Origin of the sequence: Ralstonia sp. GX3-BWBA (assembly GCF_003290055.1) — a bacterium.
Lineage (GTDB): Bacteria > Pseudomonadota > Gammaproteobacteria > Burkholderiales > Burkholderiaceae > Ralstonia > Ralstonia holmesii.
In genome coordinates this window covers 1-24,565 of record NZ_QMKS01000018.1, presented here as the reverse complement: position 1 = coordinate 24,565, position 24,565 = coordinate 1, and the positions used below count along the sequence as shown (strand labels likewise).

Annotated in this window: 15 protein-coding genes and 1 tRNA gene; all 16 read right to left on the bottom strand. The window is 63.9% G+C overall.

Annotation, left to right across the window (positions count from 1 at the left end; genetic code table 11):
- Positions 1–16: 16 nt before the first annotated feature.
- The gene (locus DOD19_RS17260) at positions 17–859 is read right to left on the bottom strand and encodes a DUF2135 domain-containing protein (protein ID WP_112186824.1); all 843 of its coding nucleotides are present in this window, start codon (positions 857–859) and stop codon (positions 17–19) included.
- A gap of 10 nt (positions 860–869) precedes the next feature.
- Positions 870–1,661, bottom strand: a complete 792-nt coding sequence (locus DOD19_RS17255) for a DUF2135 domain-containing protein (protein ID WP_239498028.1) — start codon at positions 1,659–1,661, stop codon at positions 870–872.
- 8 nt (positions 1,662–1,669) lie between these two features.
- Positions 1,670–3,400, bottom strand: coding sequence for a DUF2300 domain-containing protein (locus DOD19_RS17250; RefSeq protein ID WP_112186820.1), 1,731 nt, complete (start codon positions 3,398–3,400; stop codon positions 1,670–1,672).
- Positions 3,401–3,407: 7 nt separating this feature from the next.
- The gene (locus DOD19_RS17245) at positions 3,408–8,192 is read right to left on the bottom strand and encodes an alpha-2-macroglobulin (RefSeq protein WP_112186818.1); all 4,785 of its coding nucleotides are present in this window, start codon (positions 8,190–8,192) and stop codon (positions 3,408–3,410) included.
- 8 nt (positions 8,193–8,200) lie between these two features.
- Entirely contained in the window at positions 8,201–8,905 is a 705-nt protein-coding gene (locus tag DOD19_RS17240) for a DUF1175 family protein (protein WP_024977894.1), read from the bottom strand.
- Positions 8,902–10,755, bottom strand: coding sequence for a DUF2138 domain-containing protein (locus DOD19_RS17235; RefSeq protein ID WP_112186816.1), 1,854 nt, complete (start codon positions 10,753–10,755; stop codon positions 8,902–8,904). The genes DOD19_RS17240 and DOD19_RS17235 overlap by 4 nt, the downstream gene beginning before the upstream one ends.
- A 262-nt stretch (positions 10,756–11,017) precedes the next feature.
- On the bottom strand, positions 11,018–15,247 hold the full coding sequence (gene rpoC, locus DOD19_RS17230; protein ID WP_024977896.1) for a DNA-directed RNA polymerase subunit beta': 4,230 nt from the start codon (positions 15,245–15,247) through the stop codon (positions 11,018–11,020).
- Positions 15,248–15,374: 127 nt separating this feature from the next.
- A complete protein-coding gene (gene rpoB, locus DOD19_RS17225) occupies positions 15,375–19,481 on the bottom strand; it encodes a DNA-directed RNA polymerase subunit beta (protein WP_024977897.1) in 4,107 nt (1,368 codons plus the stop codon).
- Between the two features lie 450 nt (positions 19,482–19,931).
- Positions 19,932–20,306 carry a 50S ribosomal protein L7/L12 gene (gene rplL, locus DOD19_RS17220; protein ID WP_004634456.1) on the bottom strand — a complete coding sequence of 125 codons (375 nt, stop codon included), beginning with the start codon at positions 20,304–20,306 and terminating at the stop codon, positions 19,932–19,934.
- 63 nt (positions 20,307–20,369) lie between these two features.
- Positions 20,370–20,876: a 50S ribosomal protein L10 gene (rplJ, locus tag DOD19_RS17215; protein WP_004634455.1), complete on the bottom strand. Its 507-nt coding sequence runs from the start codon at positions 20,874–20,876 to the stop codon at positions 20,370–20,372.
- 376 nt (positions 20,877–21,252) lie between these two features.
- Complete coding sequence (gene rplA, locus DOD19_RS17210; protein ID WP_045202996.1) at positions 21,253–21,948, bottom strand: 50S ribosomal protein L1; 696 nt, start codon at positions 21,946–21,948, stop codon at positions 21,253–21,255.
- A 2-nt stretch (positions 21,949–21,950) separates the two neighbouring features.
- Entirely contained in the window at positions 21,951–22,382 is a 432-nt protein-coding gene (gene rplK / locus DOD19_RS17205; RefSeq protein ID WP_004634453.1) for a 50S ribosomal protein L11, read from the bottom strand.
- Positions 22,383–22,557: 175 nt separating this feature from the next.
- Complete coding sequence (gene nusG, locus DOD19_RS17200) at positions 22,558–23,142, bottom strand: transcription termination/antitermination protein NusG (RefSeq protein ID WP_024977900.1); 585 nt, start codon at positions 23,140–23,142, stop codon at positions 22,558–22,560.
- Between the two features lie 12 nt (positions 23,143–23,154).
- Positions 23,155–23,535, bottom strand: a complete 381-nt coding sequence (gene secE / locus DOD19_RS17195; protein WP_024977901.1) for a preprotein translocase subunit SecE — start codon at positions 23,533–23,535, stop codon at positions 23,155–23,157.
- 59 nt (positions 23,536–23,594) lie between these two features.
- Positions 23,595–23,670, bottom strand: a tRNA-Trp gene (locus tag DOD19_RS17190).
- An 89-nt stretch (positions 23,671–23,759) separates the two neighbouring features.
- Positions 23,760–24,565 (bottom strand): elongation factor Tu (locus DOD19_RS17185; RefSeq protein WP_025574505.1); only part of this gene is annotated, 806 nt, incomplete at its 5' end.

Sequence of the window (24,565 nt, the reverse complement as noted above, 5' to 3'; positions counted from 1 at the left end):
TCCGAAATCGTGTGGGCTACTTCATCGTGAAACTGCGTAACAGCGTCAGATCGCCGGCTTTGCGCATCGGCACGACAAACGTCTGCTGGCGCTCGGATGGCGTGTTCTCGTCGGTGATGATGGTGACGGTGGCGGTCGTGATCGCGCTGCGGTCATTGCCGCTGCCGTAGTAATTCACGTAGACGAGATACGTGCCGGGCACGGGGGCCGGGTTCGAATAGATCTCCGGACCATAGCCGGTCGTCACGTCCACGTCGAGCGCGCCGCCGTTTTCGACCACGCGGTTGCCGTACCACGCGTGCTGCCCATCGGGCGAAATGACGTGCAAGTCGAGATCGGTGCCGTCGGTGTCCCACGACAGGACCACGCGCAAACGCGGACGCTGCTTGCCGGAGTAGCTGTCGTAGAACTGCACGCGCTTGGCGTCGCCGCGCGCGCTGCGCACCTCGACGCTGTTGCTGCCCGCGCCAAATGCATACGGGCGCGAGAACGTACCGTCGGCCTCGATGCGCTGCGGCATGGCCACGCCGTTGACGATCAGCGTGCCCACCGACGAGCCATCGGCTCCGCGACGGCGGCGCGGCTTGCTTTCGTCCGCTGCTGCGGCAGTCTTCGGCTGATTGCGGATGCGCCCCGCAATCATCGACGCGATGCCCTGCCCTTGCGGCGTCGACACCGACACCGCCGGGTAATGCACGTCCTGCGTGTAGCGGGATTCGTCGCCCGCCGAATTGCGCCAGCCGTTGAGCGGCGCGGTGATCTCGATATTCCCGGCGTCGGTTTGCGCAAGCACGCCGCCGGTGGCCACAGACGTGGCAAGCGCGATGGCAGCGGCAAGACGGAAAGTGGAAGGCATCATGTGCGTCACGTCAGAAGCGGATCGATTTCATCAGCGCCAGCTCGCCGATCTTGCGCAGCGGCACGCTGACGAACTCGCGCCGCTCGTTGGGCGTGTTCTCGTTATAGATCAGCGTCAGTTGCGCGGTGATGAGATCGCGATCGTGCGCCTTTTCGTCGAAGTTGTAGCCGCCGGCGTTGAAGTTGCCCCAGTAGTTCACATAGAACAACCACACGCCCGGACGCGGCGCGGCAGTCGAGAAAATCTCCGGCCCGGCACCGTCAACGCTGTCCACGTCGAGGCCGCCACCGTCGGACAGCAGCGGCTGCGCCCAGAACGCGTGATCGCCAATCGGCGAAATGACGTGCATGTCGACCTCGGCGCGCGGGTCGTCCCACGTGAGGATGGCGCGCAGCTTGGCCGACGTCTTGGTGGTGTCGGCCTCGTAAAACTGCAGGCGCTGGCGCGACTGGCCGTCGGGGCTCACGATTTCGACGCTGTTCGAGCCTGGGCCGAACGCCCAGGGGCGTGCGAAGCGGCCCTCGCCGTCGCCATACAGCGGCATGGCGTTGCCGTTGACAACGAGCACCGGCGGGCGACGCTGCTTGCCAGCCGCGCGGATGCGCCCGGCGATGAGCGTGCGGTATTTTTGCGCACCACGGTCCACGGGCGGTTTCGGATACGCCGCGGTGTATTGCTCCAGCTCGTTGGTCAGCTTGCTGTTGCGCCAGCCGCCGATGGGCCCCTCCAGATCGGCCACCGGCTCAGCCAATGCCGAAGCGGCCAGCAGCAGCACGGCAGCCCCAAGCGCCAAGCGCGTCATCCCACTCTTCACAGCAAACCCTCCCCTCGGATCAGGCGACGCGCCATCGCCTCGACAAACTGTTCGTCCTGCCCGCGCGGGTGCCGCGCAAAGGCCAGATGCAAATATTCGTGCGTCAGCGCGATGCGGTCTTCCTCGGTGGCAAGCAGGTGCACGTAGAGCCGGTTGCGGCGCGCATCGGCGTACGGCCGGCCCTCTTGTACGACGCACACCGCGGGCAGCGGCGGTGTCTCATAACCGGGCTCGGCACTCAGGCGCGCGGACCAACGCGGTGCGTGCGCCTGCAGCCACTGCTGTGCGCCTGCCACCGGCGAACAATCCCCCGCCACCGGGCTCTGGAACGACGTGAGCGTTGCCTGCGGCCACCACTGCGCGAGGATGGCATCAAACCCCTGACCGCGCTGTGCGGCGGCACGCGCAGCGGTCCAGCTCATCTGGCCGCGCGCGCTGATGGTGCCGTGGTACTGCACGGACTGGCCGGTCAGGACCAGCGTGTCGGTAAATTCGGCGGCGTTGCGTGCGGCGGCCAGCGGCGGGCGCGGCAGCACGCGCTGCGTGCGCGAGCTGTCAGCGATGCGGTAGCAGCCCTTGTCGCGTGAGGCGTGCTGCACGAGATAGCTGCGCGCCGCCACGGCCAACGCACGCGCGGCCTGTGGCTCGGCAAGTTCGCCTTCGCGCTCGACCACGCGCGCCACGTAATCGTTCATGCCCAGGCGGCCCGTGATGACCGGCGTGTTGTTCTGGCGCGCGAGCGTCAATTCACCCTTGCTTTCGATCGGCAGCGTGTTGCCGTTGACGAAGCGCACGGCGTAGCGGCCTTCAAGGCGACCGGGGGCGACCGGTTTGCCGCTGCCATCGCGCACCTCGCGAATCGGGTAACGCGCGAAGAAGTCCACCGCGACGCAGGCATCATCGTCGGGCACGGGCGTCTGCTCGATCAACGGCGTGAGGCGCGGTGCGGCGGCGGCCAGCACCTGGTTGCTCGACCCAGCGCCGCCCAACCAGACGGGCGTGCCATCGGCCAACCAGCCAGCCGCGCCGCCAATCGACGCGCCGGGGCGCTGCGGGTCGGGCATCGTCCACGTCTTGGCACGCAGCAGGCCGCCGAAATCCGATACCGTGCCCTCGCCGCGCCCGACGGTCAGCACGGAGACGAGCGTCTGCGCGGCAGTCTCGCGACCATCGGCCGGGACGGACCGCAACGCGGTGAGCAGATCGGCGACCGGCACGCGATGCGTCGGTTGCATGGCACGCAGGTCGCGCAGCCATGCGGGCGATCCGGCTTGCTGCCAGAAGCGGCGCCAATCCGCGCGATCCAGGCCCAGACGTGCGGGTTCGAAATAGCGTCCGCACGATTGGATGAGCGCGCGCTCGCGGTCGATGCTGTCGCCGGCAGTGCAGCAGTAGACTTCCTCGGCGTCGTTGCCGTGGCACGTGTAGTCGGGCGTGTTGATGCGGCGCGAGACGAGGTAGCTGTAGACGAAGAGCTTCCAGACGCTGCCGAGCGGCGTTTCGGCGTCGCGCGGCAACACGGTGGCTTGCGGCACGCCGCCGGCCGGGTCAGCGCTAAATTGCCAGAGCCTGGCTTCGTCGCCTTGCAAAGCGGCATATCGCAGTTGCGGAAGGGGCTGGCCAACCGGCGCGGCGGTGGCGTGCCCAGCCTGCCCGGCAAGCGCGCAGGCGCTGGCAGCCCAGAACAGGCCGGTCAGCACACCACGCGCGAGCAGGCGGGAGCGCATCGCCAGATCACTCCACCTTGAACGGATAGCTAGCCGTCTTGCCGTCGCCCTGGAACGCCTTCGCTTCCGGCTGGTACATGCGGAAGTAGCGCACCGGCGGCAGCGCAAAGCGGCCCGGCAGCGAGAAGCGCACAAGCTGGCGCAGCACGGTCGGGCGCTCCAGCGCGGGCACCGGCTGGTTGTACGAGAGCTGACCCATTTCATACGCGGCCTTGCGCTCGAACGCCTGCGCGCCGTTGCCTTCGTTCGGCTCGCCTTTCAGGCCGTCGATCTGGATGCCCCAGGTGGTGGCTTCCACTTCGGCGCCCGGCGGCAGCGGCACTTCGACCAGGCCGTAGCGGTACGTGCCTTGGCGCGGCGTCAGCACCACCTCGTCAACGTAGAGGGCGTTGCTGTCGAGCGTGTCGCCTGGCTTGACGGGCTTGGCGGTAAAGGCAATGCCGCTGCTGGTAGCGTCGGCCGCCGGCTGCTTGAGCGCCTTCGGATCGGCCTTGGCGGGCGCGCTGTCGATCGGCTCAAGACGGTACAACTTGCGCTCCACCGTGATCGGCAGCTTGGAGGCCTCGGCCGCACGGCTGCGGTACGACACGATGGCCGATTGCGTGGTCACGTCGGTCGGAGCCGCCGTCAGGTCCAGCGCGGCGGGCACTTGCGCGCCGGTCCAGCGCCACGTCGGCACACCCACCGGCGAGCGCGTCGCCTGCCAGCCGGCGGCCGAAACGGCCGGCTGGACGGTGGCAGTGCTCGCGCCCTGCAGGCCGCCCAACCCCTTCTGCAGCCAGGCCAGCGCGACAGCGCGATCCATCGTCGGCATGGCGGCACTCGCGCGGGCCAGCAACGGTGCTGGGTCGGCAGCCGAGCGGCCACCGCCCATCAGCAACAGGCTCTGCACCAGCGGCGAGTTGTTGGCAGCGAGCGCGTTGCGTGCAGCAATGTCGGCGGAGACCAGCGCTTCCGGCACCGGCTGACCGATTTGGCGCATCAGTTGTGCCGTCAGCACCGTCGCAACCTGACGGCCACGCGTGGAATCCGGTGCCACGAAGATCAGGCTGTCGCCCGCTGCAGGATCGGCATCGGCCGGGGCCTTGGCCGCCTTGCCGCCACTAGGCGCAAGCTCGTTGGCCACCCCCGACAGCGGCGTTGCCACCGGCAGGCCCATCTCGTTGGCAAACCACAGCGCGAGCGCGCGATGCAGCAGCGGCTCGTTCTGACTGGTGCGCTTGTAGGCTTCGAGCACCTGCTTCCAATTGTCTGCCGGCAGGCTGATGCCGACCGAGCGGCTGGCGAGCCAATCCGCGTAATACGCATACGACGTGATCAGCGCGCTGCTGGTCGTCAGCTCGCCCCACCAGCCGAAGGTGCCGTTGGTGCCGGCCAGCAATGCCAGACGCTGGCGCTGCGTGCGCAGCAGCGCGTCGACACCTTGCGTGCCTGCGGGGCCACCGTCACCCAGACGCGTGCCGGTGGCAGCCAGACTCTGCTGGGCAAGCGCCAGCGGAATCAGGCGGCTGGCGGTCTGCTCGGCGCACCCGTACGGATACTCGATCAGGTCATCCGCCACGCGGGCGAACTGGCTGGCCGTGTTACCGACCACGCGCAGGCGCACGTCGCGCGCATCAGCCGGCAGCCCGAGCGGCAGGCGCGTGCCCTGCAACTGCGTGAGCGGGACGACGGTTTCACGGTCGGCCAGCCAGCCCGTTGCATCCAGCTTGAGCGTGGTTTGCAGGCGGTCCGAAACCTTGTCGTCCTGCTTCAGCTCGGCATTCACGACACCCGCCTGCAGCGCCGTGACGGGCGCGCGCAGGTAATTGGCGCCGCGCTTAAGCGTCACGCGCTGGTTGACGTTCAAGCCTGCGCCCGAGACGATCCAGTCGGCGGTGATGTCCTTGTCGGTCTGGTTGAAGGCGACCATGTCCAGACGCGGCTGATCGCTTTCGCGGAAGCGTTGCGGGCCGGTCCACTTCAGGTAGAGCGGCTTGTCGGAGCGGATGCTCGCGGTGCGCTGGCCGACGATGCCGTCCGATGCGCCGGTGGTGGACACCGCGCGCACGGTAATGCGCCAGCGCGCCAGCGAATCCGGCATCTTGAACGTCATGCGGGCACGGCCATCGGCGCCGGTCTGCAGGTTGGCGACCCAGGCGGCGGTGTCCTGCTCGTCGCGGCGGGGCCGCTCCAGCACCTTCACGCCGCGCTCGTTGTGGCGGCCATACGTGCCACCCGGTTTGCCCGGCAGCGAGGCGAGCGCCAGGTCATAGCTGATGAAGCTCTGGCTCGATGTGGTGCGCACGCTGTTGCGGCGCGGGTGATAGAAGAAGTCGACGATGCTGGGGGCCACTTCTGGCTGCAGCACGTAGATCATTTCGTCGACCACCGAGACGGTCAGGTTGGCCGGCACGGGCTTGCCCGCCAGCGCGCTGGTCAGGTCCAGCGTGACGGTCTCGCCCGGGGCGTAGACGGCCTTGTCGGCATGCACGCTCAAGTCCAGCGTGGGTTGCGTGACGACGATGCCGGCGTTCTGGAACACCATGTCGCCGTCGCGAACGTACAGCACCGAGAACGTCATGTTGGGCGCGAACTCTGCGCCGATCTTGATGCGCGCGCGGTATTGCGACGGCGTGACCTTCTGCAGGCTCAGCCATTCGCCGCCGCGCGTGAGCAACGCATGGCGCTCGACCTTGTCGCGCTCCAGCGTAAGCAACGCGTCGTCCACCGGTTGCGGGAACGTGATCAGCGCTTCGGCCGTGTCGCCAATCTGATAGCGGTCGCGGTCGAACACCATTTCGATATTGCCCGGCACGGTCTGCACGCCATCGCCAGCCACCCAGTGGCTCGATGCGGCAAGCAGGTTGCCGGCAGCATCGCGCACCGACAGCGTGTACGAGCCCGGTTGGTCAAACTTGACCGGGAACGTGGCGTTGCCCTTGGCATCCGGCGCGAGCGTGCCTTCGGTGCGCGTGCGCGTTTCCAGGCGCACCAGATCCCACTTGGCGGGCGGGGCGCTTGCACCGCTTGTGCCACCGACAACCGGCATCGGCGTGAGCGTGAACGAGACGTTCTGCCCCGGCGTGGTGAAGTTCGACGTGGTCGACAGCTTGTACGGCGTGGCGCCACGTGCGATCAGCAATTCGCGCGTGACCTTCACGCGATACGCCGCACCGTCGTTGGCGAACACGGTCACGACGTAGCGGCTCGGCTCCTTGGCGGCGGGCAGTTCCAGCTTGGCGTTGCCGTCCCCATCGGTGGTCAGCTCCTGCTGTTCGAGCTTGACGGGGAACAGGCCCGCGTAACGCAGCTCGCCCTCCACCATCGTCACCTGTTGCGCGCGCAGGCTGACCGATACCTTGCCGTTCTTGACCGGCTTGCCATCCGGATAGCGCAGGCTGATCTTGCCCTTGACCGCTTCGCCCGTGCCGTAGCTCGCCTTGTCCAGCGACAGGTTCACGTCAAAGTGTGGCTTGATGTATTCGGCCACGCGGAAAGCGCCACCATAGGTGCCTCCGTTGTAATCGAAGCGCAGCGAGTAGCCGCCTGCCGGTGCGTTGGACGGCAGCGTAAAGCGCGCGTCCGCCCCGGTCTCACCCGCCAGACGCGTGGTGGACGTGGCTACCGGCGCGCCATTCGGGTCGAGCACTTGCAGCTTGATGTCGCCGGCAGCCGGCACAGTCGATTCGGTCGCGTTCTTGAAGTTGCGGCCGATGAACTTGACGTTCACTTCGTCGCCCGGGCGATACAAGGGACGATCAGTGAAGGCGTACAGCTTGGTGTTGTAGATCTCGCTGTCGTAATAGAAATTCTCGGAGATGAACACGCCGCCCGCGCGGTCGTTGCCGATCACGTAGCTGCGTTCGGGCGAGACGTGGCGCAGGTCGGCCGTGCCGTCCGCCTCGGTGGTGCCCGAGGCGAGCACGCCCACACCGTCGGTCCAGCTCACCGACGCGCCGGCAACGGGCTTACCGCTCTTGCGCTCGGCCGTCCACACCATCATCCCTTGCGAGGTGCCCTTGGTAACGGCCACGGTGTCCGACACGAACAGCAGCGTGTGCGCACGGTATGCGCCAATCACTGCTTCAACGATGTACAAACCCGCCGGCAGCTTGCCGACCGGAATCATCACGTTGCCGGCGTTCTGCGGCATCCATTCGCTGCTGCTGCCCTCGAGCTTTACGTCCTTGGGCGGTGCGATGGGCTTGGCGTCCCAGATCGGGTAGCGGAAGCGGCCCAGCAGTTCGTAGCCCTTGAGCGGCGCATATTGCGGGTTGTTCGAGAAGCGCGTGGGCGCGGTCATCTGATCGCCCATGCTGAACTGCGGCGCGGTCTCCACGGCCTTGCTGCGCGTGGCGAACGACAGCACGCGTTGCCAGGCGCGGCGGGCCTGGCGCGTCCAGTTGTCCCACAAATAGGCGAGCGTGTTGGCCAGGCCTTCACCCGTGTAGTTAGCCTTGACGTCGATGCGGTGCAGGTTCTTCTGCGCCTTCAGAAATTCCAGCGGCTGTGGCACGCGGTAGACGAGGATGTCGGCACCGCCGTAGCGGGACAGTTCGTCCTTGTACTCGCGGCCCGGCGCTTCAAGGCGGACCATCGCTTCCTGATCGGTGCCGTAGCTCGCATCCGACAACAGAAAGAATGGCTGCCCCTTGAACGGCTCGTAGCCGCTGCCTGGCACGTCGGCGAGCGTGGGGTTCGGCGTTTCCGGCGCATCGGCCGCATGGGCTGCCGGCACCGAAGCGACGAACGCCAGCACCATCAGACTGACGGCGGCAACGAGATTGAACGACAGCCAACGGTTGCGCATGAGTTTTTCTACCGTGTCAAAAAGGCCAGACGAAACACGCCGATGAAGTTGGGGTTGCCGCTCTGCGGCTGCCAGCGCGAGTCTTTCCATTGCATCAGTTCAGAGACCGGGACCGCGCGCAGGCCGTTGTCGGTGCGGGTGACGGTGCCGGTGTGGTAAGCGATGTAGCGATCCATCCAGATCATCAGATGCTGGTCGTCGCCTTGATCGAAGAAGAGCAGATCGCCTGGGAGCGCTTGGTTGACATCCTTGGCGATGAATCGGCTGTTCTGCTGGATGAGCCCTAGCGCCGAAACGTACGCTCCAGTACTGCCATCGAAGCGCGCCCACCGCTGCGTCAGCGTGCGCTGGGCAGGCGTGAGATTTAGTTCGGGCGGCAGGTGTCGCGCGGATTCCGCGTCGCGCATGCCGTTGGCGCGCAGCCACCGGGCGTCGTGCGTGCGTAGCGCCTCGCCAGCGGCGAAGCGCACGAGGCCGGCGCAGTCGCGATGCGTCCAGCGCGGCGTCGGGCCTTGTCGAAGCTGCTCGTTGACGATGCGAACGAACCACGCACGGAACACACTGGATTGATCCGGCGTCAGTGCATCGGCGTCCGCCGGCGCCGTGTCGGCCCAGCCCGACAACGCATGCACAGACGGAGCGAGCAGACAGGCGCCCGCCGCCGTCAACCAACGGCGGCGGTTCAGCGCGGCGGCCTGGGCGCGCAACGTCATTGCGTGCTTGTGTTGTCTTCGGAAGCCGCAGCCGCGGCCGCAGCGGTCGGCGCATCGGCCGACGGGGCTGACGCTGCAGCGGCGTCAGCCCGCGGCGGCGTGCCATCGCCACCAGCAGGCAGGCCGCGTCCGCCTGAGAGCCACGTCACCGGCACCCAGCCACGCGACGACGGCACACCGCCATCCAACGCCAGTGACACCGGCGCATACCGCGACAACGCCTTGAGCTTCGGAAACAGATGCGTCTGCGCAGCGTTCAGGAACACCGCTTCCTGGTCGGCCGGCAGCGCGGCACCGGCTTCGCGGCGGACGAGCGGCGCGAGCGATGCGGGCGTCATCGTCAGGACGATGCGGTCAGTCTTGTCCTTCGGCAAGCTATCCGCCACGGCCGGGAAGCGCTTGCCGAGCACCGCCAATGCGTCATCGACGAGGCGCGCATCCGGCGAGAACACCACCACGTCTCCCGCAATCGCCAGCGTGACGGGGAAGTAGCGATCCGAGGACAGCTGCGCGGCAAACGGAGCATCCGCCGATTGCGCCGTACCGTAGGACGCGCTCACCGGGCGCTGCCACAGCGTGGCGTTGGCGGGCCCCGGCTTCGTGGTCACCGGCAGGCGCTTGTACGGGCCGGACTTGTCGTCGGCCTGCGCCTTGGCTTCGTACGACCCAACGATCTGAGCGAACAGCGCTGCCAGGGCCGGCTTGACCGCCTCGGCCTGCGACGCCGACGACAGCTTCGCTACGAACAGCGGCGCGACCAGCGACGACTTGCCGTACCAGCACGCTGCAGCCGGGCCCGCAAACGCATCGCCAACGTGCGCGGCGGCTTCACTGATCTCCTTCGCGTCGCCGGCCACGGATCGCAGCAGCGTGCCGGCGGCCTTCCAGTCGATCGGCAGCGTGGCGCACGCGGCCGGATCAGACGGGAGCGCGCGCCACAGGCCTGCGTTGTCCCACTTGCCGGTCAGGCGGCTCGGGTCGACGAGTGCGGCACTCTGCCAGCCGTTGCCCCCGCCGTCCTTGCCCGAACCGAAGTCGAAGCGCAGCGCTTCAATGCCGGGAAAGTACTGCTGATAACCGAACGACAGATAGTTCGCGCTCACCACAACGTGATGGCCCGTCGGCTCCTGCGCGGGCAGCGCATACGCCGTGCCCTGCACGTTGCGCCTGCCGGTATCGTCCGACAGCAGCGCCGCCAGCGCGCTCGCCTGCTTGGAAATCGGCTTGCCGTCCTTGTCCAGCAGGATGCCCGGTTCGGACAGCGCGATCAGCCGATCGCCCTTGCTGGCAACCAGGATCGAACGCGTGGCCGAGAGCCTGAGCGCGTATACCGGCGCGCCGGAATCGCCGAGCCCATCGGCGACTTTGCTGAGCTGCGCGTCGCTCGTAGCCACGGTGGCCACGGCTTCCAGCGCCTTGGCCAAGCCATTGCGCTGCATCGAGAGCACCCAGTAGCGCAGCTTGTCGTCCGGACCACGCCACAGCATCACGCGGGCGGGCTCGTCAAACACGTGCTTGAGCACCGTCTCGGCCAGGTCGAGCTTCTGCTCGTACGCCAGGCGGCGCAGCGCACCGGCCACCGAGAGGCGGTCTTCGTTGCCTTCGTAATAGGCGACGAAATCTTCGGTCAGCACATCGCGCAGCAGCGGCACGCGCAGCACGTCGCGCGGCAGTTGCGACAGGCTTTGGCTGTCGATCAGGGCGTCGGGATATGTCAGGTCGAGCTGGACCTGGCGAGCGTGCAGCGCGCGTGTGCGGCCAAACGGGTGCCAGACCATCTGCACCACCGCCGCACCGGCAACGACCAGGGCGACCGCACCAACGGCGATCTGCTTGCGTGTGAGCTTCATGGAGGAATCGTCGGCAAGACTGGAGGGGCCGGCGACTTGCTGGAACCTGCTTCGCTGGAGGGCGCGCAGATTGTAAAAAGTGCCGGTCTATAACCGCGAAATCATAGCGGTTGGCATGTTAAGGCGGGTTAACGTCTCAAGAAAATACGAATCGGGCGACGCCGGTGTTGTTTTTGGTGTCCGCACAAAGCGCCGGAGAAGAACGCGGGCAAAAAAAAAGCCCGGCACATGGCCGGGCTTTGATGGTGTTGCTTGCGTTCGCTTACGCGTCGCCTTCTTGCTGGACGGCAGGCGTTTCGAAGATCGAAGCGGCTTCCTCTTCGGCAATCGCTGCAGCGCGGTCGCGGTCAGCCACTTCCTTCGCCTTGCGGGCGCGGTGGTAGGCCAGGCCGGTACCGGCCGGGATCAGACGGCCAACGATGACGTTTTCCTTCAGACCACGCAGGTCGTCGACCTTGCCCATGATGGCGGCTTCGGTCAGCACGCGCGTGGTTTCCTGGAACGACGCCGCCGAGATGAAGCTGTCGGTCGACAACGATGCCTTCGTAATACCCAGCAGCAGGTTCTCGTAGGTCGCCGGACGCTTGCCCAGCGCGATCACCTTGTCGTTTTCGTCGAGCAGGTCCGAACGCTCCACCTGTTCACCCGGGATGAAGCGGGTGTCGCCGGTATCGACGATCTGCACGCGGCGCAGCATCTGACGAACAATCACTTCGATGTGCTTGTCGTTGATCTTCACACCTTGCAGACGGTACACGTCCTGCACTTCGTCGACGATGTAGGTCGCCAGTTCTTCCACGCCCTTCAGACGCAGGATGTCGTGCGGGTCAGCCGGGCCTTCAACGATCATTTCGCCCTTGTTGACCACTTGGCCGTCGTGCACCAGCACCTGCTTTTCCTTGGCGATCAGGAACTCGTGGGCATTGCCGTCGAGATCCGTAATCACCAGGCGCTGCTTGCCCTTGGTGTCCTTACCGAACGAAGTCGTACCGGTGACTTCCGCCAGCACGGCGGCGTCCTTCGGCGAACGGGCTTCGAACAGCTCGGCCACACGCGGCAGACCACCGGTAATGTCACGCGTCTTCTGCGATTCGGTCGGGATACGTGCGAGCACTTCACCCACGTGCACTTGCTGACCGTCCTTCACGGTGATCAGCGCGCCCACCTGGAAGCCGATGGTCACGGAGTGGTCCGTGCCCGGGATCTTCACTTCAGCGCCCGACGAGTCGAGCAGCTTCACCTGCGGACGGATGCCCTTGGTGGCAGCGGTACGACGCTTCGCATCGATGACCACCAGCGTCGACAGACCGGTCACTTCGTCCATCTGCTTGGCGACGGTCACGCCTTCTTCGACGTTCTCGAACTTGATGGTGCCCGAGTACTCCGAGATGATCGGACGCGTCAGCGGATCCCACGTGGCGAGCTGCGTGCCGGCCTTGATGGACTGACCATCCTTGACCAGCAGCGTTGCGCCGTACACGATCTTGTGGCGCTCACGCTCACGGCCGTGGTCGTCGGTGATCAGCGCTTCGCCCGAACGCGAGATGACGATCTGCTCGCCCTTCGCGTTGGTGACGTAACGCATGGTCGCCGTGAAACGCACGGTACCGGTTGCCTTCGCTTCCACGCTCGATGCCACTGCCGCACGCGATGCCGCACCACCGATGTGGAACGTACGCATCGTCAGCTGCGTGCCCGGCTCGCCGATCGACTGCGCAGCGATCACACCCACGGCTTCGCCCGAGTTCACCAGCACACCGCGGCCGAGGTCGCGACCGTAGCACTTGGCGCACAGGCCGTAGCGCGTATCGCAGGACAGCGGCGTGCGAACCTTCACTTCGTCCACGCCCAGCGCGTCGATCAGGTCCACCATGTCTTCGTCGAGCAGCGTGCCGGCTTCGATCGCGGTTTCCTGCGTTTCCGGGTTCACCACGTCGTTGACGACCACGCGGCCCAGGATACGGTCGCGCAGGGCTTCGATCACTTCACCGCCTTCGACCAGGGCCTTCATGGCCACGCCGTTGGAGGTGCCGCAATCGTCTTCCACCACCACCAGATCCTGCGTCACGTCGACCAGACGACGGGTCAGGTAACCCGAGTTCGCGGTCTTCAGTGCCGTATCAGCCAGACCCTTACGTGCACCGTGGGTCGAGATGAAGTACTGCAGAACGTTCAGGCCTTCGCGGAAGTTCGCGGTAATCGGCGTCTCGATAATCGAGCCGTCCGGCTTGGCCATCAGGCCACGCATACCTGCCAGCTGACGGATCTGCGCCGCGGAACCCCGTGCGCCCGAGTCGGCCATCATGTAAATGGAGTTGAACGACTCTTGCTTGACGGTGTTGCCGTTGCGGTCGATCACGTCTTCGGTCTGGAGCTGCTCCATCATCGCCTTGCCCACCTGGTCACCAGCGGCACCCCAGATGTCCACGACGTTGTTGTAACGCTCCTGGTCCGTCACCAGACCCGACATGTACTGCTTGTCGTATTCCTTCACCTTGGCGGCAGCCTCGGAGATGATCTTCTCCTTGGCCGGCGGCACCAGCATGTCGTCGATGGCGATCGAGATACCGGCGCGCGTTGCCAGGCGGAAGCCCGACTGCAGCAGCTTGTCAGCGAAGATCACGGTTTCGCGCAGACCGCACTTGCGGAACGCCGTGTTGATCAGGCGCGAGATTTCCTTCTTCTTCAGCGGCTTGTTCAGCACCGAGAACGGCAGACCCTTCGGCAGAATCTCCGACAGGATCGCGCGACCGACCGTGGTCGATTGCAGCGTGATCTTCGGCGCGAAGCGGGCGTCGCCGTCAGCTTCCGGGTTCACCAGGTCGTACTCGGTGATCCGCACGTTCACGCGCGAAGCCAGTTCGACTTCCTTGTTCTCGTAGGCGCGGATCACTTCCGAGATGTCGGCGAACGTCATGCCTTCACCGCGGCCGTTGATCTTGTCGCGGGTCGTGTAGTACAGACCCAGCACCACGTCTTGCGACGGCACGATCGACGGATCACCGTTGGCCGGGAACAGCACGTTGTTCGACGCCAGCATCAGCGTGCGCGCTTCCATCTGCGCTTCGAGCGACAGCGGAACGTGAACAGCCATCTGGTCACCGTCGAAGTCGGCGTTGAACGCCGCGCAGACCAGCGGGTGCAGCTGGATCGCCTTGCCTTCGATCAGCACCGGCTCGAACGCCTGGATACCCAGACGGTGCAGCGTCGGCGCGCGGTTCAGCATCACCGGGTGCTCGCGGATCACCTCTTCGAGGATGTCCCACACCACCGGCGTCTGGCTTTCCACTTCCTTCTTCGCCGCCTTGATCGTGGTGGCGATGCCCATCGTTTCCAGCTTGTGGAAGATGAAGGGCTTGAAGAGTTCGAGCGCCATCAGCTTGGGCAGGCCGCACTGGTGCAGCTTCAGCGTCGGGCCCACCACGATGACCGAACGGCCCGAGTAGTCCACGCGCTTGCCCAGCAGGTTCTGACGGAAACGGCCGCCCTTACCCTTGATCATTTCAGCCAGCGACTTCAGCGGACGCTTGTTGGCACCGGTCATCGCCTTGCCGCGACGGCCGTTGTCCAGCAGCGAGTCCACCGCTTCCTGCAGCATGCGCTTTTCGTTGCGCACGATGATTTCCGGCGCCTTCAGCTCAAGCAGACGCTTCAGACGGTTGTTCCGGTTGATCACGCGGCGATACAGGTCGTTCAGGTCCGACGTGGCGAAACGACCGCCATCCAGCGGCACCAGCGGACGCAGCTCGGGCGGCAGCACCGGCAGCACTTCGAGGATCATCCAGTCCGGCTTGATGCCCGAACGCTGGAATGCCTCGAGCACCTTCAGGCGCTTGGCGAACTTCTTGATCTTGGCTTCCGAGCCCGTGGCCTGCAGCTCAGCACGGATCGTCTCGATCTGCTTCTCGATGTCGATGCCGCGCAGCAGCTCGCGAATGCCTTCGGCGCCCATCATGGCGACGAATTCGCCTTCGCCGTACTCGTCGCACTTGGCCAGATAATCGTCTTCCGACATGATCTGGCTCTTCTTGAGCGCGGTCATGCCCGGCTCAACCACGACGAATGCTTCGAAGTACAGCACGCGCTCGATGTCGCGCAGCGTCATGTCGAGCACCATGCCCAGACGCGACGGCAGCGACTTCAGGAACCAGATGTGCGCGGTCGGCGCAGCCAGTTCAATGTGGCCCATGCGCTCACGGCGCACCTTGGCCAGCGTCACTTCAACGCCGCACTTCTCGCAGATCACGCCACGGTGCTTCAGGCGCTTGTACTTGCCGCACAGGCACTCGTAATCCTTGATCGGGCCGAAGATCTTGGCGCAGAACAGACCGTCACGCTCAGGCTTGAACGTACGGTAGTTGATGGTCTCGGGCTTCTTGACTTCGCCGAAGGACCACGAGCGGATTTTCTCAGGCGACGCGAGGCCGATCTTGATCGCGTCAAACTGCTCTTCTTGCTGTACCTGACGGAATAGGTCGAGCAATGCTTTCATTCCAAACTCCTTGAGTTTGAGGCTGGCGTCTTGGTGTGACCCAAAGTCGCCGACCCTAAATCTTCGTCAATGGCTGCTGTTACCAGGGCATGGCGATGCTGCCGCCACGCCCTCACCGCATCGGCGCTCAGTTGCGCTCGAGGTCGATGTCGATACCCAGCGAGCGGATTTCCTTCACCAGCACGTTGAACGATTCCGGCATGCCGGCATCGATCGAGTGCTCGCCCTTGACGATGTTCTCGTACACCTTGGTCCGGCCATTCACGTCATCCGACTTCACGGTCAGCATTTCCTGCAGCACGTAGGACGCGCCGTACGCTTCGAGTGCCCACACTTCCATTTCACCGAAACGCTGGCCACCGAACTGGGCCTTACCGCCCAGCGGCTGCTGCGTCACCAGCGAGTACGGACCGGTCGAACGCGCGTGCATCTTGTCGTCGACCAAGTGGTGCAGCTTCAGCATGTGCATCACGCCCAGCGTGACCGGACGCTCGAAGGCTTCACCGGTGCGACCGTCGAACAGCGTGACCTGTTGCTTGGAAGCCGTCAGGCCCTTCTCCTTCGCGATGTCTGCCGGATAGGCGAGGTCCAGCATGCGACGGATTTCGTCCTCATGCGCACCATCGAACACCGGCGTCGCGAACGGCACGCCCTTCTTCAGGTTCTCGGCCAACTCCAGGATTTCAGCGTCCGACAGGCTGTCCAGATCTTCAACCTTGCCGCTCTCGTTGTAGATCTGACCCAGCAGCTTGCGGATCTCGGCAGCCTTGGCTTGCGCCTTGAGCATGTTGCCGATGCGCTCGCCCAGACCGCGTGCGGCCCAGCCCAGGTGGGTTTCGAGAATCTGACCCACGTTCATCCGCGAAGGCACGCCCAGCGGGTTCAGCACGATGTCAGCAGGTGTGCCGTCGGCCATGTAGGGCATGTCTTCGATCGGGGTGATCTTCGACACAACACCCTTGTTACCGTGACGGCCGGCCATCTTGTCGCCAGGCTGCAGGCGACGCTTCACGGCCAGGTACACCTTGACCATCTTGATCACGCCCGGCGGCAGTTCGTCGCCTTGCGTGAGCTTCTTGCGCTTCTCTTCGAACGCGAGGTCGAAGTCGTGGCGCTTCTGCTCGATGGCGACCTTCACGGCTTCCAGCTGCAGCGCGACTTCGTCTTCCGCCGGGCGGATGTCGAACCAGTGCCACTTGTCCAGATCGGCCAGGTATTCCTTCGTGAGCGCGGTGCCCTTGGCCAGCTTCTTCGGGCCGCCGTTGGCAACCTTGCCCACCAGCAGGCGCTCCAGACGCTGGAAGGCATCGCCTTCCACGATACGCAGCTGGTCGTTCAGGTCCAGGCGGTAGCGCTTCAGTTCTTCGTCGATGATCGACTGGGCACGCTTGTCACGCACCACGCCTTCACGCGTGAAGACCTGCACGTCGATCACGGTACCGCTCATGCCCGAAGGCACGCGCAGCGAGGTGTCCTTCACGTCGGACGCCTTCTCACCGAAGATCGCACGCAGCAGCTTCTCTTCCGGCGTCAGCTGGGTCTCGCCCTTGGGCGTGACCTTGCCGACCATCACGTCGCCGGCTTCCACTTCAGCGCCGATGTACGTGATGCCCGATTCGTCCAGGCGAGCCAGTTGGGCTTCGGCCAGGTTCGAGATGTCGCGCGTGATTTCTTCCGGTCCGAGCTTGGTGTCGCGAGCTACGACCGACAGCTCCTCGATGTGGATCGAGGTGTAGCGGTCTTCAGCCACGATGCGCTCCGAGATCAGGATCGAATCCTCGAAGTTGTAGCCGTTCCAGGGCATGAACGCGACCAGCATGTTCTGGCCAAGCGCCAGCTCGCCCATGTCGGTCGAGGCGCCGTCAGCGATCACGTCGCCGCGGGCAACGACGTCGCCCACCTTGACCATCGGACGCTGGTTGATGTTCGTGTTCTGGTTCGAACGCGTGTACTTGATCAGGTTGTAGATGTCCACGCCGACTTCACCAGCGACAGCTTCGGCATCGTTCACGCGGATCACCACGCGGTTCGCATCAACGTAGTCGACCACGCCGCCACGGGTTGCCTGCACGGCGGTACCCGAGTCCACTGCCACGGTGCGCTCGACGCCGGTACCCACCAGCGGCTTGTCTGCACGCAGGCAAGGCACGGCCTGACGCTGCATGTTTGCGCCCATCAGTGCACGGTTTGCATCATCGTGCTCGAGGAACGGCACCAGCGAAGCTGCAGCCGACACGATCTGCGACGGTGCCACGTCGATGTACTGCACGCGGTCCGGCGTGACCATACGGGTTTCACGCTCGCTACCTTCACGCGCGGAGACCAGTTCGTCGATCAGGTTGCCGTCCTTGTCCAGCGTCGCGTTGGCCTGCGCCACCACGTACTTGCCTTCCTCGATGGCCGACAGGTAATCCACCTGATCGGTCAGCTTGCCGTTTTCAACCTTGCGGTACGGCGTTTCGAGGAAGCCGTAGTCGTTCAGTTGTGCGTACAGCGCCAGCGAGTTGATCAGACCAATGTTCGGACCTTCCGGCGTTTCGATCGGGCAGACGCGGCCGTAGTGGGTCGGGTGCACGTCACGGACTTCAAAGCCCGCACGCTCGCGCGTCAGACCGCCCGGGCCCAGGGCCGAAATACGGCGCTTGTGCGTGACTTCCGACAGCGGGTTGGTCTGGTCCATGAACTGCGACAGCTGCGACGAACCGAAGAACTCGCGAATCGCCGACGAAATCGGCTTCGAGTTGATCAGGTCGTGCGGCATCAGGTTTTCCGTCTCGGCCTGGCCCAGACGTTCCTTCACGGCACGCTCAACACGCGACAGACCGGCGCGGAACTGGTTTTCCGCCAGTTCGCCGACGCAACGCACACGGCGATTGCCGAGGTGGTCGATATCGTCCACTTCGCCCTTGCCGTTACGCAGGTTCACCAGCAGCTTGATCGTGTCGAGGATGTCCTCGTCCGTCAGCACCATCGGGCCGGTACCAGCCGAACGGTTCAAGCGGCTGTTGACCTTCATGCGGCCAACGCGCGACAGGTCGTACGAGTCTTCGTTGTAGAACAGACGTTGGAACAGCGCTTCAACGGCGTCTTCGGTCGGCGGCTCGCCGGGGCGCATCATGCGGTAGATAGCGATACGCGCGGCGGTCTGGTCGGCCGTGTCATCCGTACGCAGCGTCGCCGACATGTACGGACCTTGATCGAGGTCGTTCGTGTACAGCGTCTGGATTTCCTTCACGTCGGCGTCGCGAAGCTTCTCGAGCACGCCTTCGGTCAGTTCGTCGTTAGCGTTGGCCAGGACTTCACCGGTATCCGGATCGACGATGTTCTTCGCCAGCACGCGGCCCAGCAGGTAGTCTTCCGGAACGCTGATCAGCTTGGTGCCGGCGGAATCCAGGTCACGGATGTGCTTGGCGTTGATGCGCTTGTCCTTCTCGACCACGACCTTGCCGTTCTTGTCGGAAATGTCGAAGCGAGCGACTTCGCCGCGCAGACGCTCGGGCACGAATTCCATCAGTGCGCCTTCGGTCTTGAGCGTGAAGTTGTCGAACACGAAGAAGTGCGCCAGGATCTGCTCCGGCGTCAGACCGATCGACTTCAGCAGGATCGTCACCGGCATCTTGCGGCGGCGGTCAACGCGGAAGTACAGGATGTCCTTCGGGTCGAATTCGAAATCGAGCCACGAGCCGCGGTACGGAATGATCCGCGCCGAGAACAGCAGCTTGCCCGAGCTGTGCGTCTTGCCCTTGTCGTGCTCGAAGAACACGCCCGGCGAACGGTGCAGCTGGGACACGATCACACGTTCCGTACCGTTGATCACGAACGAACCGGTGGAGGTCATGAGCGGAATTTCGCCCATGTAGACTTCCTGCTCCTTGATCTCCTTGACCTTGGTGGGATTCTCGCGGTCGTTGATGATCAAGCGCACTTTTGCGCGCAGCGCCGAGTGGAAGGTCAGACCACGCTGCTGACATTCCTTGACGTCAAACGGCGGGTTGGACAGGTGGTACGACACGAACTCCATGCGTGCCAGACCATTGTGCGACACGATGGGGAAAATGGCGTTGAACGCCGCTTGCAGACCTTCGCTCTTGCGTTGTGCAACAGGAGCGTTCTCCTGCAAGAACTGGGCATACGATTGAATCTGGGTGGCAAGCAGGAAGGGAACCTGATGAACCGTTGCGCGTTTCGCGAAACTCTTGCGAATACGCTTCTTCTCGGTAAAGCTGTACGCCATGGGATCTCCGAATCATCGCAAGTGCGCGCGACGGACTTAAGGCGATAAAGCACGCCTGACACTTGAGGTGTTCAGCGACTGGTGACGGGATTTGGCGGTTGGCCGCTACCAACCTCTGGCTGACGGTACTGCGCGCGCCACCCGCACATGGGCCCATGGAGCCCATGCTACGGACGGGGGAGTACCCGACCAAACTTGCCTTCTGCAGTCGGTTCAGAAGACAAACATCAGCGGACTGCGAACAGCCTAGTGTGCCACTGATGTTTGGCCTCTGCTGGCCTTGTCCTGGCCGGCTGCCGGAAAAACCCGGCAAAGAGACTTCAACGATACTTAAAGCGTGATTGCGGAATCGCTCAACAATCGGCCCTACAAGCGCAAAAAGGCTGGCGCCGGGAAATATCCCTTTGCCAGCCTCTATCGCGTACCGAGTACGGCACGCGAGACCTGCACTTACTTGGCTTCGGCTTCCGCGCCGGCTTCCACCAGCTTCTTCACCAGCTCGTCGGCGGTCTTCTTGTCGACGCCTTCCTTCACGGGCTTCGGTGCGCCATCGACCAGGTCCTTGGCTTCCTTCAGGCCCAGACCGGTGATTTCACGCACGGCCTTGATGACGCCAACCTTGTTCGCGCCGGCGCTCTTCAGCGTCACGGTGAATTCGGTTTGCTCTTCAGCAGCAGCAGCGCCACCAGCAGCAGCCGGACCGGCCACGGCCACGGCAGCAGCCGACACGCCAAACTTCTCTTCGAACGCCTTGACCAGGTCGTTCAGTTCCATCACGGACATCGCGCCAACGGCTTCCAGGATGTCGTCTTTGGTGATTGCCATTTGAATAACTCCAGAATGTGATTCGGTATCGATCGTGCGATCTGTACGCGGTGCTGCAGCCTATTAGGCCGCTGCAGCCTCGCCTTCGCCTTGCTTGGCAGCCAGGGCACCCAGGGCGCGGGCAAAGCCCGACACCGGAGCCTGCATGACGAACAGCAGCTTGCTGAGCAGTTCTTCGCGGCTCGGAATCGTTGCCAGCGCCTTCACGGCGTCGACGTCGAGAACCTTGCCATCGTACGAACCGGCGCGCAGCACCAGCTTGTCATTGCCCTTGGCGAAATCGTTCAGCACCTTGGCCGGGGCCACTGCGTCTTCGGAAATACCGTAGATCAGCGGGCCAGTCAGTTGCTCGGCGAGTTCGGCAAACGGCGTGCCTTCAACAGCGCGGCGTGCCAGCGTGTTCTTCAGAACGCGCAGGTAGACGCCTTGCTGGCGCGCTTGCGCGCGCAGCTTGGTCAGATCGCCAACCGTGATACCGCGATATTCAGCAACGACGATGGTCGAGGCCTTGGCGACTTGCGCCGTTACCTCGGCCACGACGGCCTTCTTATCTTCGAGATTGAGTGCCACGGTTAAGCTCCAAAACGACTTCGGTTTCCGCAGTCACTGCGGTCACCTCGGTCAGTCCAAAAGTACGGCGTCCGATTGGCACAAATCACTTCGGCAATACCAAAGTCACTTATTCCCTTCGGGGGCGCCATCTGCGTTGGCCGAGCATCGCCGCCGTTTCCGGAGGGAGCCGCGATTAAGGCGTTGGCCCCAAGGAGCCCTTCACCGCCAACGGTCTTTGATAACCAGCGGCGTCGGCTTGCTCGCGCAAACGTCTACCACTGCCCAAAGTCTTGTCCCTCAAACTTCAAGGGTCCGCGTGGCCGGGGCCACGCGAGAGAAAACTGCTAACACCGGGATGGTTATCGGGCCACCCAGTGCGAATGATCGAGAGCGGTCAGGCAGCCAGGGTCGCCTGGTCAACGCGCACGCCCACGCCCATCGTCGACGAGACGGCGACCTTGCGCAGGTACACACCCTTGCTCGATGCCGGCTTGGCCTTGGTCAGTGCGTCCAGCAGTGCAGCCAAATTGCTCTTCAGCGCTGCCGGCTCGAACGAGCGGCGGCCGATGGTGGCGTGGATGATACCGGCCTTGTCGACACGGAATTGAACCTGACCAGCCTTGGCGTTCTTCACGGCCGTAGCAACGTCCGGCGTCACGGTGCCGACCTTCGGGTTCGGCATCAGGCCGCGCGGGCCGAGGATCTGACCCAGCGTACCGACCACGCGCATCGTGTCCGGCGAAGCGATCACGACGTCGAAGTCCATCTTGCCGGCCTTGATCTGCTCGGCGAGGTCTTCCATGCCGACGATCTCAGCGCCAGCAGCCTTGGCTTGCTCGGCCTTGTCGCCTTGGGCAAACACGGCCACACGCACCGACTTGCCAGTACCAGCAGGCAGCACCACCGAACCACGGACCACTTGGTCCGACTTCTTTGCATCAATGCCGAGTTGCACGGCCACGTCGATGGACTCATCAAACTTGGCGCTGGCGCATTCCTTGACGAGGCTCAGCGCTTCGTCGATCGGATAGAACTTGGTACGTTCGACCTTGGCCTTGTTAGCAGCCGTACGCTTCGAAATCTTTGCCATGATTACAGGCCCTCCACCGTGATACCCATCGAACGGGCGCTACCGGCGATCGTACGCACGGCGGCGTCCAGATCTGCAGCGGTAAGGTCAGCGTTCTTCGCCTTGGCAATTTCTTCTGCCTGAGCGCGAGTGATCTTGCCGACCTTGTCGGTATGCGGCTTGGCGGAACCCTTCTGGATACCGGCAGCCTTCTTGATGAGCACGGTCGCCGGCGGCGACTTCATCACGAAGGTGAAGCTCTTGTCGGCGAAAGCGGTGATCACCACCGGCACCGGCAAGCCCGGTTCCATACCTTGAGTCTGCGCGTTGAACGCCTTGCAGAACTCCATGATGTTCAGACCGCGCTGACCCAGGGCCGGGCCGACGGGCGGGGACGGATTTGCTTTACCAGCCGGAATTTGCAGCTTGATAAAGCCAATAATTTTCTTGGCCATCTTGACTCCAATCCGGATTGCCTAGCTCAAACGACCACGGCAATCCTGTTGAGTGGTAACGCATCGGCGCAGAGCCGACGCTCCTCTGTTGGCGCGGGCGGCTTCGCCACCGTTGCCCGCCAAGTCCAGTGGACCGGGCGAATGGCGCGGTGGCTCGCGCCACCACGCCGATTTTTTAAACCTTCTCGACCTGACCGAACTCGAGCTCGACGGGCGTCGCACGCCCGAAGATCGTCACGGAAACGCGCAGGCGCGATTTCTCGTAGTTCACTTCCTCGACGTTGCCGTTGAAATCGGTAAACGGGCCTTCCTTCACGCGCACCATTTCCCCCACTTCGAACAGCGTCTTGGGACGCGGCTTTTCGACCCCTTCCTGGATCTGGGCCATGATCTTGTCGACTTCGCTCTTGGAAATCGGCGAGGGGCGATTGCCCGTACCACCAATGAAACCAGTCACCTTGGAAGTGTTCTTCACCAAGTGCCAGGTCTCGTCGGTCATCTCCATTTCGACAAAGACATAGCCGGGGAAAAGGCGGCGCTCCGTCACGGTCTTACGACCGCTCTTGCTCTCCATCACCTCTTCCGACGGCACCAGAATCTGGCCGAACAGATGTTGCAGGCCTTCGCGCTCGATGCGCTCCTGCAGCGCGCGTTGCACGCTTTTTTCCATGCCCGAATAGGCATGCACGACATACCAGCGCTTTTTCGAGGCCGGTGCGGACGAATCCGCGGACGTGTCGTTCGCTACGTTATCCGTCATGGCTTTACCCGATTATTTCCAGCCCAGCACGAGCGAGAAGATCACCCACTCGATGAGCTTGTCCGCAGACCACAGGAACAGGGCCATGATCACGACGAACGCAAACACCAGACCGGTCATCTGCCCGGCTTCCTTTCGCGTCGGCCACACCACTTTGCGAACTTCGCGGTACGACTCGCGCGCGAACTCGATGAAGCCCTGCCCAGGTGCGGACACCAGCGCAACGCCTGCGCCCAACACCAGCCCGCCGATCAGCGAGGCAGCACGGACATAGCTCGGCTGTTGCGCCAGCAGGTAAAAACCGATCACCCCAGCAACCAGCAGTAGGAACGCCAAGGCCAGCAACCATTTGCCGCTGGCGGTGTTGACGGTTTCGACGTTCGGATTGGCCATGTTTCCCAAACGAGACTAAGCCGCGTGGCGCGTTTTCCTGCGCGACGCGGCTGATGAATTGGCAGGGGCAGAGGGAATCGAACCCCCAACCTTCGGTTTTGGAGACCGACGCTCTGCCAGTTGAGCTATACCCCTAAAACAGCTTTGGGGTTGCCATTTCGGTCAACCCCACTCTGGCACTTCACGTGCGGCCGGTTGGCAGCCGCACGGAAGAGTTACAGCACTTACTCGATGATCTTAGCGACGACGCCGGCGCCAACGGTACGGCCGCCTTCACGGATTGCGAAGCGCAGACCTTCTTCCATGGCGATCGGGGCGATCAGCTTGACGGTGATCGACACGTTGTCGCCCGGCATGACCATTTCCTTGTCGGCCGGCAGCTCGATCGAGCCGGTCACGTCCGTCGTACGGAAATAGAACTGCGGACGGTAGTTGTTGAAGAACGGCGTGTGACGGCCACCTTCGTCCTTCGACAAGATGTAGACCTCGCCCGTGAAGTGCGTGTGCGGCTTGATCGAACCCGGCTTACACAGCACTTGGCCGCGCTCGACGTCTTCGCGCTTCGTACCGCGCAGCAGAATACCGACGTTGTCGCCTGCCTGACCTTGGTCCAGCAGCTTGCGGAACATTTCCACGCCCGTGCAGGTGGTCTTCTGTGTGGCCTTGATACCGACGATTTCCAGTTCTTCGCCGACCTTGACGACGCCGCGCTCGATACGGCCGGTCACCACGGTGCCGCGACCCGAGATCGAGAACACGTCTTCCACCGGCATCAGGAACGTGCCGTCAACAGCGCGCTCCGGCGTCGGGATGTAGGTGTCCAGTGCGTCGGCTAGGTTCATGATGGCCACTTCGCCCAGTTCGCCCTTGTCGCCTTCCAGCGCCAGCTTGGCCGAACCCTTGATGATCGGGGTGTCGTCGCCCGGGAAGTCGTACTTCGACAGAAGTTCGCGCACTTCCATCTCGACCAGCTCCAACAGCTCAGCATCGTCCACCATGTCGCACTTGTTCAGGAACACGACGATGTACG

Excerpts from the sequence above, each read along its gene's own strand:
- DOD19_RS17260 (WP_112186824.1), bottom strand. The coding sequence starts at position 859 with ATGATGCCTTCCACTTTCCGTCTTGCCGCTGCCATCGCGCTTGCCACG.
- DOD19_RS17255 (WP_239498028.1), bottom strand. The coding sequence starts at position 1,661 with ATGACGCGCTTGGCGCTTGGGGCTGCCGTGCTGCTGCTGGCCGCTTCG.
- DOD19_RS17250 (WP_112186820.1), bottom strand. The coding sequence starts at position 3,400 with ATGCGCTCCCGCCTGCTCGCGCGTGGTGTGCTGACCGGCCTGTTCTGG.
- DOD19_RS17245 (WP_112186818.1), bottom strand. The coding sequence starts at position 8,192 with ATGCGCAACCGTTGGCTGTCGTTCAATCTCGTTGCCGCCGTCAGTCTG.
- DOD19_RS17240 (WP_024977894.1), bottom strand. The coding sequence starts at position 8,905 with ATGACGTTGCGCGCCCAGGCCGCCGCGCTGAACCGCCGCCGTTGGTTG.
- DOD19_RS17235 (WP_112186816.1), bottom strand. The coding sequence starts at position 10,755 with ATGAAGCTCACACGCAAGCAGATCGCCGTTGGTGCGGTCGCCCTGGTC.
- rpoC (WP_024977896.1), bottom strand. The coding sequence starts at position 15,247 with ATGAAAGCATTGCTCGACCTATTCCGTCAGGTACAGCAAGAAGAGCAG.
- rpoB (WP_024977897.1), bottom strand. The coding sequence starts at position 19,481 with ATGGCGTACAGCTTTACCGAGAAGAAGCGTATTCGCAAGAGTTTCGCG.
- rplL (WP_004634456.1), bottom strand. The coding sequence starts at position 20,306 with ATGGCAATCACCAAAGACGACATCCTGGAAGCCGTTGGCGCGATGTCC.
- rplA (WP_045202996.1), bottom strand. The coding sequence starts at position 21,948 with ATGGCAAAGATTTCGAAGCGTACGGCTGCTAACAAGGCCAAGGTCGAA.
- rplK (WP_004634453.1), bottom strand. The coding sequence starts at position 22,382 with ATGGCCAAGAAAATTATTGGCTTTATCAAGCTGCAAATTCCGGCTGGT.
- nusG (WP_024977900.1), bottom strand. The coding sequence starts at position 23,142 with ATGACGGATAACGTAGCGAACGACACGTCCGCGGATTCGTCCGCACCG.
- secE (WP_024977901.1), bottom strand. The coding sequence starts at position 23,535 with ATGGCCAATCCGAACGTCGAAACCGTCAACACCGCCAGCGGCAAATGG.